Origin of the sequence: Xanthomonas sp. WHRI 8932A (assembly GCF_035012785.1) — a bacterium.
In the GTDB taxonomy this organism is placed as follows: Bacteria; Pseudomonadota; Gammaproteobacteria; order Xanthomonadales; family Xanthomonadaceae; genus Xanthomonas.
Map to the genome: position 1 here is coordinate 140,656 of NZ_JAYGQQ010000004.1, position 13,637 is coordinate 154,292.

Here is a 13,637-nt window from a genome sequence, read left to right on the forward strand (position 1 = left end):
TGCGCATCACAACCCACTTACTCAGCCGGCCTGCTCCACCAGGTCCGCCAGCTCGTCTTCGTCGAAACCGGCAAGCAGCCGTGCCTGCAGATTGAACGGGCCATGCAGGTAGCCGCCGGCGTATTCGCGCAGCAACGCCTTGAAGCGCGCCCGTGGTTCGATACCGGCCTGCGCGCAATACCAGCGGTACCAGCGCGAGCCGGCAGCGACGTGCGCCACTTCCTCGCGCAGGATGGTCTCCAGCACCTCGGCCGTGGCGGCATCACCGAGCGAGCGCAATTTGACGATCATCGCTGGTGTCACGTCCAGGCCGCGCGCTTCCAGCACCCGCGGCACCAGCGCCATGCGCGCCAGACCGTCATGCGCGGTTTTCTCGCACATTTCCCACAAGCCGTTGTGCGCGGCAAAGTCGCCGTAGTCGTGTCCATGCGCTTGCAGGCGCGCGCGCAGCAGCATGAAGTGGCGGGATTCGTCGTCGGCCACCGCCACCCAGTCGGCATAGAACGCATCGGGCAGGCCGCGGAAGCGATACACCGCATCCCAGGCCAGGTCGATCGCATTGAGTTCGATATGCGCAATCGCATGGATGAAGGCCGCGCGTCCTTCCACCGTCCCCAGTCCACGCCGCGGCAACTCGCGCGGATGCACCAGCACCGGTGTGGCCGGTCGGCCCGGCATGCAGATCGGCGCAGGTGCTGGCGCGGCCGCATTCAACCGCAGCTCGCCATCGCGAAATGCGGCCGCGTACTGTTGCGTCAACGCGACTTTTTGCAGCGGATCGGCAGCATCCAGGCAGGCGCGTGCGGCGTCGAACAGACCGGTGATCACGGCGCCTGCCGCACCTGTTGCTGACCCAGTGCCGCGAGCGATGCGGCACGTACCCGCTCGCAGGCGTTTGCCTTGATCCGCAACTCGCAGGCCGTACGTTTGGCACACACCAGCGCGAACAACCGCGCGCGATCGGCCTGCGCAGGCGCTGGCACCGATGACGGCAGCGCGCCCGGGCCACCCGCACCAACACCGATTCCTGCCCCGAGCAAGCGCGCCTGGTCGCTGCGGCAATCCACCGCGTACGTCCATTCCGCCAAACCCGCTGGCGGCGCGCCTGCGGCTGCCGCTGCGCGCAGGCGCACGACAACAAGTGACTCGCCCACGCGCGTGGCGCCGGCTAGATCCAGCCGCTGCGCGCCGGCAGGCGTGGCGAATGCGGGGTCCAGCGCGGCCTGTTGCTGCCAATCCAATTGCATGTCCAAGGTGGTGCTCAGCGCAACAGGCACCTGCCCGTTGCGCAAACGCGGGTCGTCCAGCGTGCGGATCGCCGCAGCGTCATCGGCGGCGCAGCCTGCCAGCAGCGCTGCCACCCCGGCAGCGACCACGGCCAACAGGCCGCAGCGCCGTGACAACTCAGGCGCGGCGACGCTTCTTGGCATCGTCCGAGCGCAGTTGCTGGATGCGTTCGAAATAGCCCGGCTCGATGCCAGTGATGTACTCGCCGTTAAAGCACGAGGAATCGAACTGCTTGATGTCCGGGTTGCCTTCGCGCACCGCCACTTCCAGATCTTCCAGGTCCTGGTAGATCAGCCAGTCGCAGCCGAGAAATTCCTGGATTTCCAGCTCGCTGCGGCCATGCGCGATGAGTTCTTCGGCGGCCGGCATGTCGATGCCGTAGATATTGGGGTAACGCACCGGCGGCGCGGCCGAGGCCAGATACACCTTGCGCGCACCAGCATCGCGCGCCATCTGCACGATCTGCCGGCTGGTGGTGCCGCGCACGATGGAATCGTCCACCAGCAGCACCACGCGGTTGCGGAATTCCAGGTGGATCGGGTTGAGCTTGCGACGCACCGATTTCTGCCGTTCGCCCTGCCCCGGCATGATGAAGGTCCGGCCCACGTAGCGATTCTTGACGAAGCCTTCGCGGTACTTCACGCCGAGCACGTTGGACATTTCCAGCGCCACATCGCGCGAGGTGTCCGGGATCGGAATGATGGTGTCGATGTCGTGATCCGGGCGCAGGCGCAGGATCTTTTCGCCCAGCTTCAGGCCCATGCGCATGCGCGCCTTGTGCACCGAGATGTTGTCGATCATCGAATCGGGACGCGCGAAGTACACGTACTCGAAGATGCACGGCGCATTGATGGTCGGGGCTGCGCAGACTTCCGAGAACAGCTCGCCGCGCGCGGTGATCACCATCGCCTCGCCGGGACGCACGTCGCGCACGCGCTGGTAGCCGAGGATGTCCAACGCGGCCGATTCGGAGGACACGATGTATTCGGTACCTTCGGCGTGCTCGCGCTTGCCCAGCACCAGCGGACGGATGCCGTGCGGGTCGCGGAACGCCACCAGGCCCAGACCCAGCACCACGCTCACTACCGCGTAGCCACCCTTGCAACGACGGTGCACGCCGGCCACCGCGCGGATCGCCGCCTCGGGGGTCAGCATGCGCTGTGCGTCCAGCTCGTAGGCAAACACGTTCAGCAGCACTTCGCTGTCCGAATCGGTGTTGATGTTGCGGCGGTCGGCTTCAAACACCTGCTGGCGCAAGGCCTCGGTGTTAATCAGGTTGCCGTTGTGCGCCAGCGCGATGCCGTAGGGCGAATTGACGTAGAACGGCTGCGCCTCGTCCATGCCTTCCGAGCCTGCGGTCGGGTAGCGGCAATGCGCGATGCCGACGCGGCCTTCCAGCACCGCCATCTTCTTTTCGTCAAAGACATCGCGCACCAGGCCATTGGCTTTTTGCACGCGCAAGCGCGTGCCGTCGGCGGTGGCGATGCCTGCGGCGTCCTGCCCACGATGCTGCAGGACGGTCAGGCCGTCATAAAGTTGCCCGGCGACGTTTTGGTTGCCGACAATACCGACGATGCCACACATGGTGCGCGTTCTCCGCTGCGGCTTGCGCCGTTACTGTGAAGGTGGCCGTGCCTGGCCTTGGGATTCGACCCGAGCCGGGTCGCTTTCTCCGCCGCGAACCTGCGCCGGATCGATATTGGCCGGCATCGCCTGCGCCGGATCGCGTCCGTCGCTGGCGGCATTGCCGGGTTTGCCAGGTTTACCGAGCGCCCGCGACACGGTGTCGCTCAAGCCGGACCCGGACAGCATTTTGCCCAGGTCGGTATTATCGCCTGTCGAGGGCAACTTCCCCAACTCCGTGGGCAAGTTGCCGAGTTCCATGGATGGCATGTCCATCGATGGCATGCGCCAGGCCGGCAGTTGCGCTCGCATCCAGCCGGCGCCGGGCTGCAGGATCGGCAACAGCACCGATTGCCGCCACGCCGGCTCACGCGGCAACGGCGTAAACCCCATCAGCAGCACCAACACGCTGGCCAGAAACCCGCCACGCACCACGCCCAGACCGAATCCGAGCATGCGGTCGGTCCCGCCGAGTTTGACCGCATCCACGCCGGCGCGAATGACCATGCCGATCACCGCCACGCTGATCAGCACACCGACAAACACCATGGCGTAGCCACCAAACGACTCAGTGGCCGACGGATGCTTGCCATCGGCCAGCCAACGCGCCGCCGCGCCGCCAAACAGAAATGTGGCCCAGCCCGCCAGCAACCACGACAAGGTGCCGACCACGATGGCGACAAAGCCGCGTAGCAAGCCCAACAGCGCCGACACCAGAATGATGACGCCCAGCACCATGTCGATCATTGGCGAGGTCTCCGCGCGGCGCATGGGCCGGTCCAACGTGGCTTGCTGATCATTGCCTTCCCCTCCGTGGGCGTGAGGCTGTCGAAATTGCGGGTATGGCCGAAAGATGCCAGCGCTGATCATCCACCACTGCGGTGCCTACAACACGTGGACGGGACGCGTGGCTCCCACCGATTCGCACCGCTGCCGCGCTCGCCTGGCGGCGGCGCGACGCGTTGCGCTCATCTCAAGGATGCGGACGCACCATGCCGGAAATGCCGACCTTGGCCGCGACCTGCGCACGCAACTGCTCGGCATCGCCACGGTTGGCGACCGGGCCGACGCGCACGCGGTTGAGCGCGCCCTTGTCGGTACGGACCTGTTCGACAAAGGCACTGAAGCCGGCAGCGCGCACGCGGTCGCGCAGGGCATTGGCGTCTTCGGCGCGGCCGAACGCGCCGAGCTGCACGGCAAACCCGACGCCGCTCGCGGCAGGGGCCGCCGGCACAGTGGGTGCGGCGGCAACGGGCTTCGCAGGCTCGGGCTTGGTCGGTTCTACCTTGGCGACTTCCGGCTTGGGCGCAGGTTTGGGCGCTTCGGTCGGCTTGGGAGCGGCAGCGACCGGCTTGGCCGGTTCCGGCGGCAGGCTTTCGGTCTTGGGCGCAGCAGGCGCGCTGGCAGCGGCCACGCTGCTGCTGGGTTTTGCGGCCGACGCGGGCGTTGGCGTCGCAACCGGCGCCGGTGCGGCGGCATTGGCGTCCAACGTCACCACCTGCGCATTGACGTCGCCGCGCACCTTGACTGCCTGCAGCCTGGCCGATTCGGCCTGGGCCTGATCGGCATACGGCCCCACGCGCACGCGCCAGGCAGGGCGGCCATTGATCTGGGTCTTCTCGCTGAAGCCGGGCAATTGCGCCTGCTTGAGCCGCGCGATCACCGCATCGGCATCGGCGCTGGTGGCATACGCACCAAAATTCACCGCGTAGTTGCCGGCCGCCACATCCGGAGCAGACGGCGCGCTGCTGGGGTTCGCCAGGTCGGCTGCGTCCGGGTTGTCCTGCACCGCCGCCGGAGCGCTGGGGGCACCAGCCATGCCCAGCGCACCACCCGCCGGCGCATTGCCAGGGGTGACCAGCGGCAATTCGCGGGTTTCGAACTCGCCATTGCCGGGCGCGGCAGGCGCCTCCAGCGGCACATCGGCGACACCGCTGGACGGCGCGGGGCCCTTGACCAGCATCGGCAGGAAGATCACGGCAAGCGCCACCAGAACGATGGCGCCAATCAGTCGCTGTTTCAGAGCAGTGTCCACAGTAAAAAGAGCTACAGGCGTGGCGGGGTGCCGCGGCGATTATAAGGCCGGCGCCACCTCGCCGACCCTAGTGGGCTGAACGAAGTGCGTTCAGCGCGTCGGCAACGGTATGAAACGAGCCAAACACCAGCACGCGGTCGCCCGGGTTGGCCATGGCGAGCACCGCATGCACGGCGCCGGCGACGGTGTCATGGCATGGCGCCTGCGCAGCAACCGTGCCTTGCAGGCGCTGCTGCAGAGCCTGTGCAGACTGACCACGCGCACCTTCCAAGCCGGCCAATGCCCAATGATCGATCTGCGCGGCCACCGCCTCCACCACCGCCGAGACGTCCTTGTCTGCCAGCGCCGCGTAGATCGCATGCGTGCTGCCGGCAATCGGCTGCGCGCCGAGCGCCTGCGCCAGCGCGCGCGCAGCCTGCGGGTTATGCCCAACATCCAGCAACACTTCCACGCCGGCGACGTCGCTGCGCTGCAGGCGCCCCGCCACCTGGGCATCGGCGATGCCCTGCGCCCATGCTGTTTGCGGCAGCTCGACCGGCAAGGCCTGCAGCGCAGCGATGGCGGCGGCAGCGTTGGCCAGTTGCACCGGGGCCTGCAATGCCGGCATCGGCAGCTCCAGGTGCACCGCCACATCGCGCCAGCGCCAATGCTGGGCGTCGATCGGCTCGAAGAAATAATCGCTGCCGGCGCGGATCGCGTTGGCACCAAGTTGGTAGGCGCGGCGCAGCACGCTGGAGGGCGGGTCGATCTCGCCCAGCACCACCGGCTTCCACGCGCGGATGATGCCCGCCTTCTCGGCGCCGATCGCCTCGCGGTCCTCGCCTAGCCAGTCGGTGTGGTCGATATCCACGGTGGTGATTACTGCCACATCTGAATCGATGAGGTTGACCGCATCCAGGCGCCCACCCAGGCCGATTTCCAGCACCGCCAGGTCAAGTTCGGACCGCTGAAACAACCACAGCGCCGCCAGCGTGCCGTACTCGAAATAGGTCAGCGGCGTCGTGCCACGCGCAGCCTCCACTGCCGCAAATGCGGCGACCAGCGCGGCATCGCTCGCATCGACACCATCGATGCGCACACGCTCGTTGTAACGCAGCAGATGCGGCGACGTGTACGCCCCCACCTTCCACGCAGCGGCGCGGCCGATCGCCTCGACAAAAGCCACCGTCGAGCCCTTGCCGTTGGTGCCGCCCACAACGATGACATGCTTGGCCGGCGCCTCGATCTGCAGCCGCGCAGCCACCTCGCGCACGCGCTCCAGCCCCATCGCAATGCTGCTGGGGTGTTGCTGCTCAATGTAGGCGAGCCAGTCGGTGAGTGTGGTGGGAGTGGTCACGGGGTTACCTGATGTCGTGCGGACGGCAGACATTATCCCGGTTGATGGAGTTTTGGACCAATGAAGGCAAGCCCGCTCCAGCGTAAATCGCAAGCGTTGACACCTGCTGTGTGCCGCGGCAACCGGCGAAGGTATACAGGGATAAGAGACTTACGTCCCAGAGCGGAGACAGCTGGGCGACGATACCCCTTACTGCGCCCCGTAAATCTCATCGATACGTTAGCCGAACATCGAGCGCTGGCCTTTCAATGTCACTGCAATCTGTTGCTCGGGATAGCGGCGGTACAGGCTTTCGCTGATGCAGAGGTAACTTGGAAACGCATACTCCATTGGTCCGCCACGCAACCGATACCCGCAAAAGTGTCTGCTCGATTGATAGCAGCTCTGCATAACGTACGGTTCTTCAAACCCACCACCGATGGCGAAAGTCAGCGACCAAGGCACTGTTTTTGCGCAACAGCCTGGACAGAAAACCCAGCATCATCTGTGTCCCGAAGAGCATGAATACATACAAAGACGCATCCCTGGCCTTCCATGTCCGCTGGTCGACCAAGACGACGACTGTATTTACGTCGCAGCACTGGTAGCACGATTCCGACAATCAGGAATGGTCATCTCCAATAGCGTGCTTGCATAAACTCGCGCCGGTATGGAATCGGCAAATGCGCCGAGCAAGATCAGGCCCAACAGGAGGAATACGGAAGCTGCCTTCATCCAAGCAAACAGCTTTCACTTCACTGCACAACCCTTGAAATTTTCGTTGGACCGCACATAGGCAAGCGGGGCAGTGATATCTCATCCATCCTAGAAAAACAAAGAGGTCAATGAATGTGGCACGGGCGCATACAGCACACCACAATGGCTAAGGTACCGCTGCCTGCGGTGCGGCGGGATAGTAGTCATGCACTGTGGAACCCAGCGAGGAGCGCTTCCCTTGGATGACCGCACTCACCGCACCATTCGGGAAGCTCATCATTTCGTGCTCGCGAATGCAAAGCCGCACAGGTGTCCCATGAGGCAATGGGGAAATCCTGAGTGCGTAAGGGCACATCAGGCTTTTCGGCGCCGAATGTATGAGCACTTGCTCTGAATACGTGTTGCCGAACGCCTCAGTCCATACCCAAGGCACAATCCTGACGACCAGCGCCCATGCAACCAGCCCGACCACCATCGTCGACATCAGCCAACGAAAGACACAGCGTTCAACACCTATTCGCTGCAACTGACGTTCGAGCCTACCAGTTGCATTGGCCCAGCACAGCGTGCCGAACAGGGCCATCGCGGTGAGACTGAACACCACAAGAGTAAGATCGATCGAAGCGTTGGACGGCGGAAGGAATCTGAAGGAATTAGCAAAAAAGAGCAACGCCACTGGCGTTAAAAACAAGGATCCCGCACGCAGAAGATGTGGTCTATGCATTCATTGCAAACCCGGCAAACGTGGATACAGCCACTTTGTGCACCATACCTGCCACGTGATTGCTACAACGCCCGATGCTTGGCTTCCCCAAAGAACGGGGTGTGGTGCGCGCAGTCGTTGAGGCGCACCACTTCCAGGTGATCGACGTCGTCGCCTTCGAGCAGGTTGAGCGTGGTCGGGGCCTGGCGGAAGCTCCACAGCTTGGACAGCGGCAGGCCGAGGATCTTGCACAGGATCACGCGGTTGACCGCGTCGTGCGCGACCACCAGCAAGGTGTCGTCGGCGCCCAGGCCATCGGCCGCGCGCGTCAGTCCGCGCCAGCTGCGGTCCAGCACCTGACGCAGCGATTCGCCGCCCGGCATCAGCACGGTGTCCGGCTCTTCGCGCCAGGCGCGCAGGCGCGCGGGGTCCTTGTCGTTGATCTCGCTGGCCAGCAGGCCTTCCCACTCCCCATGGGCAATTTCCTGCAGGTCTGGATCGGTCTGCAGCAGGCTTTCGCGCGATGCACCCAATGCAGCCTTTGCAGTGGCCTGCGCGCGCGACAGCGGCGAGGCGACCGCACGGGTGATCTGCAGCGCCTGCAGCCGCTCGCCCAACGCACATGCCTGGCCTTCGCCAACCGGCGACAGCGGAATATCGATCTGGCCCTGGTAACGGCCTTCGGCGTTCCACGGCGTCTCGCCGTGACGAGCAAGCAGGATGCGCATGCGCTGAGAGTTCCTTGGGGGAGGGGCCGGCACGCCGCGGCGAAACCGGACCGCATCATAACCGCTCCCCGCCCCTTCCCTCTGCGCTTCAGCGCACGCCCTGTTCCCTGCTGACCGCCGCGCGGCCGTTACGCACCCTATCTGAGCCTCTAGACCCTCCAAGCTGAGGCTGTGCGCTTCCGATCCTCGGATCCTGGCGAAGTTGTCGAGGCCGGCAGCGGTGCCGGTGCGTTCAACCTGGAGATCGGCCGCTGTGTGCCGGTGTCACGCGCGCGATGCAGCGAACAGCACCGCCACGCTGGACCTGCAGCCCTTGCACGCAGTACGCGTCCCGATACGGCAGGGCGCTGTTCCGGGCCAATATCCGCCACCCCGTGAGGCGCACTCAGACGCGACCGAACGCCGGATCGCTGCGACTGGGCTTGCCGGTTTCCAGATGGCCGGCCAGACGCCGCCGGAACGCGCCGCCCGGTTGCTCGACGACCACGTCGTACCAGTGGTCGCTTGCGGCGAGCGGCAACTGCAGGATCTGGCGCTGACCTGCAGAAAGTTGCAGCGCGCGGGGGCTCGGATCTGCGTAGTCCAGCGCGCGCAGTTGCAGCGTACAAGGCTGTTGCCCGGCGTTACCGATCTCCAGGATCAGCGTGCCGCCGTCCTGGCGCGCTTCGAGCCACGGTGATGCCGCTGGTTGCGGCGTGGTCGCCAGATCGCCGGCAAATTCGCGCAGAAATCCATTCGGCCCGTGCACGCGCAGCGCATATGCGCCGTCGTGCGCGGCGTCCATCGGCACGTCATCGAGCCGGGTGCCAGGTAATACCGTGTAGTACCACGGCCCGCCAGTGGACGCGCTGGTGTAGACGTTGAATGCCGCCGCAGCCGTCCCGGTGTTGACGAACTGCAACTGCAGCGCGCCATCGTCCTGCACGCGTGCGTGCACCTGTACGGCATACGGCAACGCGCGCGCCGGGCGTTGGCCGGGCTCCTGTCGCGGCATGACGGCGTTGGTCGGCGGCACCGGCAATGGTTTGTTGCGTAGCGCCGCCGTGCGTGCGCGGTAGTCGCCGATGGACGGCAATGCGCTTAGCGCCGAATCGTCCGGCTTGCGGAAATCGAACACGCTGGTGAGATCGCCACTGACCGCGCGACGCCACGGGCTGATATTCGGCTCGGCCACACCGAAGCGACGCTCCAGCAACCGCAGCACCGAGGTGTGATCGAACACCTGCGAATTGACCCAGCCGCCACGCGTCCACGGCGAAATCACCAGCATCGGCACGCGGATCCCCAGACCCACTGGCACGCCGTTGTAGGCCTCGCTGCGTACATCGACATTGCTGCGGCCCATGCGCGCGACCAGCGCTGGCAATGGCGCCGGCACATGGTCGAAAAAGCCGTCGTTCTCGTCGTAATTGATGATCAAGGCTGTTTTCGCCCAGACCTGCGGATTGGAGGTCAGCGCATCGATCAACCGCGCCACCAGCGATTCGCCGTAAGCCGGCGGCGCTTCCGGATGTTCGCAATATGCAGTCGGCGGAATGATCCACGACACCTGCGGCAAGCGATTGCCCTGCACGTCGGCGGCGATCGCGGAAATCAGGTGGTCGGCCTGCGTGCTGGCTGCATTGTCTGCGGTGGATCCAGGCACACAGGCACGCGCGCGGCGATAACGTTCGTCGGCTGTATCCAGCCCGCGGTAGTGCGCAAAATACGCCAACGAGTTGCAGCCGAAATTGTCGTATTCCTGATACACGCGCCAATCGATGCCGGCCGCCTGCAAGCGCTGCGCATAGGTCGTCCAACCCATCGCCGCGTAACCCGGTTTGTCGCGCGCCATGTCGGCGGTCCAGTTGCCGTCATCGGCGTTGTCGGCCACCTGCGCGCGGGTATCGCCCACACTCAGGCCGCTGGTGCCGGTGAACAGATACATGCGATTGGGATTGGTCGGCCCGTGCATCGAGCAGAAATAGCCATCGCAGATGGTGAACGCGTCGGCGAGCGCGTGGTAGTACGGAATGTCGTGACGTTGGAAGTAGCCCATCGTCAACTCGCCCTTGTAGGGCACCCACGCGTCGTATTCGGCCCAGCGCGCCGGGTCCTGCCCGTGGCCGGCTTTCCACGAATGATCCAGGCTTTTGATCAGCGGCGCGCTCGTGGTTTGCGCATCGAAGGCAAACGGCAGCAGTCGGCGCCCATCGGCCGCCGGCTGACTCCATACCGGCTGACCATCGCGCAACTGCAGCGTATGCGGATCGCCGAACCCGCGCACACCGCGCAGCGTGCCGAAGTAATGATCGAACGAGCGATTCTCCTGCATCAGGATCACCACATGTTCGATATCGCGCAGCGTGCCGGTCCGTGCATTGGCTGGCAGTGCCAGCGCGCGACCGATCGACGACGGCAATGCCCCGGCGGCGGTGAGCGCAGCAACACGCTTGAGGAAATCGCGGCGCGAAGAAGAGGACGTCATGACGAAAAACCCTGCAAAAGTCGGTGACGTGCAGCGCGCACTGCGGCCGCACAGCAGACGTATAGCGTGCGCACGCGACAGTTTTGCGACAGCCACCGTCATCAATGTTTCATGAGCCATTGACACCCTGCGTCGCGAAACGCCGGTCTTGCACCGTGCGTCCGCCCTCAGCCGTGCTCGAACAGGACTCCCCCATGACTCCCGCCCGTCGTTTCCATGTCACGCCACTGGCACTCGCCCTCGCCGCGCTGCTTCCCGTCATTGCGCACGCCACCGATCCGATCGCTGCCAGCGTGGCGGACGCACCGGTCACGTCCGCCGATGCGGCCGGCAACGCGACTCAGCTGGATGCAATCAACGTGGTCTCGCAAGGCAGTACGCGGCAAGTGCAGCGCATCAGCCGGCAGGATATCGAGCAGCTGACGCCAGGCAGCAGCGCCTTCAAGGCAGTGGAAAAACTGCCCGGCGTGCAGTTCCAGTCCGCCGATCCGTTCGGCACCTACGAGTGGTCCACCCAAGTCACCCTGCATGGCTTCGACCAAAGCCGCCTGGGCTACACGCTCGACGGCATTCCGCTGGGCAACATGAGCTACGGCGTCACCAACGGCCTGCACATCACCCGCGCCATCATTTCCGAAAACCTCGGCTCGGTAGAGATCGCACAAGGTGCCGGCGCACTCGGCACCGCGTCCAACACCAACCTTGGCGGCACCATGCAGTTCTACTCCGCCGATCCGCAGACCATGCCCGGCGCGCGGCTGGTGCAGACGGTGGGCAGCGATGCCACGCGACGCACCTTCGTGCGTGCCGATACCGGCGATCGCGATGGCTTGTCGGCGTATCTGTCCTACGCCAATGCCACTACCGACAAGTGGAAAGGCTTCGGCGATCAGCAATCCGAACAGGCCAACCTCAAGACCGTGTACCAGTGGGGCGACGGCAATCGTCTGAGCCTGTTCCTGGATACCTCGCGGCGCAAGGAATACGACTACATGGATCTGTCGTTGACCAGCCAGCGCGCACTGGGCTGGGACTACGACTACCTGCAACCGGATTGGGCCACCGCCGTGCAGATGGCGCGCGCCTACCAGAGCACAGGCGCCACCAGCGGCGTGGCCAACGGTTACCCGCAATCGCTGGCCGGATTGCCCAGCGATTACAGCTGGCTCGATGCCAGTTACTACGCCGGCGGCGGCCTGCGCCGCGACAATCTTGCCGGCCTGTCGGGCACGTTCGTGTTCGGCGGTGTCACGTTGGATGCCACCGGCTACTACCACGCCAATCGCGGCGAAGGACAGTGGGTCACGCCGTATGTCGTCACCTCGGCGCAGATTCCGGTGTCGATGCGCACCACCGACTATGGCCTGGACCGTTTCGGCGGTACCAGCGCGGTGAAGTGGTCGTGGGGCACTCACGATCTGGAAGCCGGCGTGTGGGCCGAGAATGCGCGCACCACGCAGGGCCGCAACTACTTCGCGCTCGGCAACGAGGGCTACACCTCGCTGTACAACGTGTACGAAGCGCAGACCCCGTTCCGCCGCGACTTTCTACAGCGCTACACCACCCAGACCCGCATGCTCTACGTGCAGGACACCGTGCGCCTGCTCGATGATCGCCTGACGTTGAACTACGGCGCAAAGGCGCTCAACACCACCACGCGCGCGCAATCGCTGGTGCCCACCACATCACTGGCACAAGGCCGCATTCGTGCCGAAGACAGCTTTCTGCCGCAAGTCGGCGTGAACTACAAACTCGACGAACGGCAGGACATCTACGCGTCCTACAGCAAGAACATCGCCGCCTTCGGGTTCACCCCGTTCGCCACCTCGCAGGCCGCGTTCGATCGCAGCCGCTCCACGCTGGAGCCGGAAGAGTCGCAAACCGTGCAGATGGGCTACCGCATGCAGGACGAGCAATTCCAGCTCTCGGCCGATGCCTACTTCACCAAGTTCTCCAACCGTCTGTTGACCACCTCACCGTGCAGCGCGGTGCAGACCTGCGCCTCGATCCTGAGCAATGTCGGCGCGGTGCATAGTGCCGGTGCGGATCTGGCGGTAATGTGGCGCCCGACCGACGGCCTGAGCTGGTTGAACTCGCTATCGTGGAATCGCTCGCGCTATCAGGACGATTACCTCAACAACGGTGTGGTCGCGACCTCGGGCAAGGACGTGGTTGGCATCCCGGCGCTGATGTTCTCTTCCAGCGCCAGCTACCAGCTGGGCAACCTGCGCCTGGATCTGGACGGCAAGTACGTCGACAAGCGCTACATCACCTTTCTCAACGATTCGCAGGTGCCCTCGTACTGGCTGTTCAACGCCGGTGCGCGCTACGACTTCGGTCGCGTCGGCGGCGTGGCGGATATCGCGCTGGCGCTCAACATCACCAACCTCACCGACAAGCGCTACTTCGCCAGCACCGGCACCAACGGCTACGTCGCTTCCGATCCGGATGGCTACAACCAGACCATGGTGGTCGGCGCACCGCGCCAGTACTTCATGAGTCTGGACGTGAAGTTCTGAGCAGCCCTGCAATCGCCGTTCTTCCGCTGGGGAAGAGGTTGGGGTGAGAAGACGGGCGCCAAGCGAGGGCGCATGGCGACGCGATTGTGTGGCTGACTGCCTCGGTGCCTGAGGCGGCCCTCATCCGGCGCTGCGCGCCACCTTCTCCCGCACGCGGGAGAAGGGATGCGGACGATCGCCTGGCGTCTTGCGCCGATCCGCCACTGCCTATCCCGACCCAATCCTTCTCGCCTTCTCGCCTTC

10 protein-coding genes are annotated in these 13,637 nt (G+C 64.9%); 1 reads left to right on the forward strand and 9 read right to left on the reverse strand.

All coding sequences use genetic code 11. The annotated features are described in order from the left end of the window. Positions 1-21: 21 nt before the first annotated feature. From VC212_RS07760 to VC212_RS07800, 9 genes are all read right to left on the reverse strand, one after another. The gene (locus VC212_RS07760) at positions 22-828 is read right to left on the reverse strand and encodes a ferritin-like domain-containing protein (protein WP_323515117.1); all 807 of its coding nucleotides are present in this window, start codon (positions 826-828) and stop codon (positions 22-24) included. Then, positions 825-1,430: a hypothetical protein gene (locus VC212_RS07765; protein ID WP_323515118.1), complete on the reverse strand. Its 606-nt coding sequence runs from the start codon at positions 1,428-1,430 to the stop codon at positions 825-827. The genes VC212_RS07760 and VC212_RS07765 overlap by 4 nt, the downstream gene beginning before the upstream one ends. Then, complete coding sequence (purF, locus tag VC212_RS07770) at positions 1,405-2,871, reverse strand: amidophosphoribosyltransferase (protein ID WP_055846019.1); 1,467 nt, start codon at positions 2,869-2,871, stop codon at positions 1,405-1,407. The genes VC212_RS07765 and purF overlap by 26 nt, the downstream gene beginning before the upstream one ends. Before the next feature lie 30 nt (positions 2,872-2,901). Then, positions 2,902-3,657, reverse strand: coding sequence for a CvpA family protein (locus VC212_RS07775; RefSeq protein WP_115527219.1), 756 nt, complete (start codon positions 3,655-3,657; stop codon positions 2,902-2,904). Positions 3,658-3,883: 226 nt separating this feature from the next. After that, on the reverse strand, positions 3,884-4,945 hold the full coding sequence (locus VC212_RS07780) for an SPOR domain-containing protein (RefSeq protein WP_323515119.1): 1,062 nt from the start codon (positions 4,943-4,945) through the stop codon (positions 3,884-3,886). 67 nt (positions 4,946-5,012) lie between these two features. Then, on the reverse strand, positions 5,013-6,281 hold the full coding sequence (gene folC, locus VC212_RS07785) for a bifunctional tetrahydrofolate synthase/dihydrofolate synthase (protein ID WP_323515120.1): 1,269 nt from the start codon (positions 6,279-6,281) through the stop codon (positions 5,013-5,015). 862 nt (positions 6,282-7,143) lie between these two features. Further along, positions 7,144-7,653 (reverse strand): hypothetical protein, encoded by a 510-nt coding sequence (locus VC212_RS07790; protein ID WP_323525947.1) that lies wholly within the window; start codon positions 7,651-7,653, stop codon positions 7,144-7,146. 110 nt (positions 7,654-7,763) lie between these two features. Next, positions 7,764-8,408, reverse strand: a complete 645-nt coding sequence (locus VC212_RS07795; RefSeq protein WP_323515122.1) for a histidine phosphatase family protein — start codon at positions 8,406-8,408, stop codon at positions 7,764-7,766. Positions 8,409-8,793: 385 nt separating this feature from the next. Next, positions 8,794-10,875, reverse strand: a complete 2,082-nt coding sequence (locus tag VC212_RS07800; protein ID WP_323515123.1) for a phospholipase C, phosphocholine-specific — start codon at positions 10,873-10,875, stop codon at positions 8,794-8,796. A 104-nt stretch (positions 10,876-10,979) separates the two neighbouring features. Here VC212_RS07800 and VC212_RS07805 point away from each other — a divergent pair, with 104 nt between their 5' ends. After that, a complete protein-coding gene (locus VC212_RS07805; RefSeq protein WP_323515124.1) occupies positions 10,980-13,394 on the forward strand; it encodes a TonB-dependent receptor in 2,415 nt (804 codons plus the stop codon). Positions 13,395-13,637 lie beyond the last annotated feature (243 nt).

Bases quoted from the DNA above. Each gene is read 5' to 3' on its own strand.
- VC212_RS07795 (WP_323515122.1), bottom strand. From the start codon at position 8,408: ATGCGCATCCTGCTTGCTCGTCACGGCGAGACGCCGTGGAACGCCGAA.
- VC212_RS07765 (WP_323515118.1), bottom strand. From the start codon at position 1,430: ATGCCAAGAAGCGTCGCCGCGCCTGAGTTGTCACGGCGCTGCGGCCTG.
- VC212_RS07800 (WP_323515123.1), bottom strand. From the start codon at position 10,875: ATGACGTCCTCTTCTTCGCGCCGCGATTTCCTCAAGCGTGTTGCTGCG.
- VC212_RS07775 (WP_115527219.1), bottom strand. From the start codon at position 3,657: ATGATCGACATGGTGCTGGGCGTCATCATTCTGGTGTCGGCGCTGTTG.
- purF (WP_055846019.1), bottom strand. From the start codon at position 2,871: ATGTGTGGCATCGTCGGTATTGTCGGCAACCAAAACGTCGCCGGGCAA.
- VC212_RS07805 (WP_323515124.1), top strand. From the start codon at position 10,980: ATGTTTCATGAGCCATTGACACCCTGCGTCGCGAAACGCCGGTCTTGC.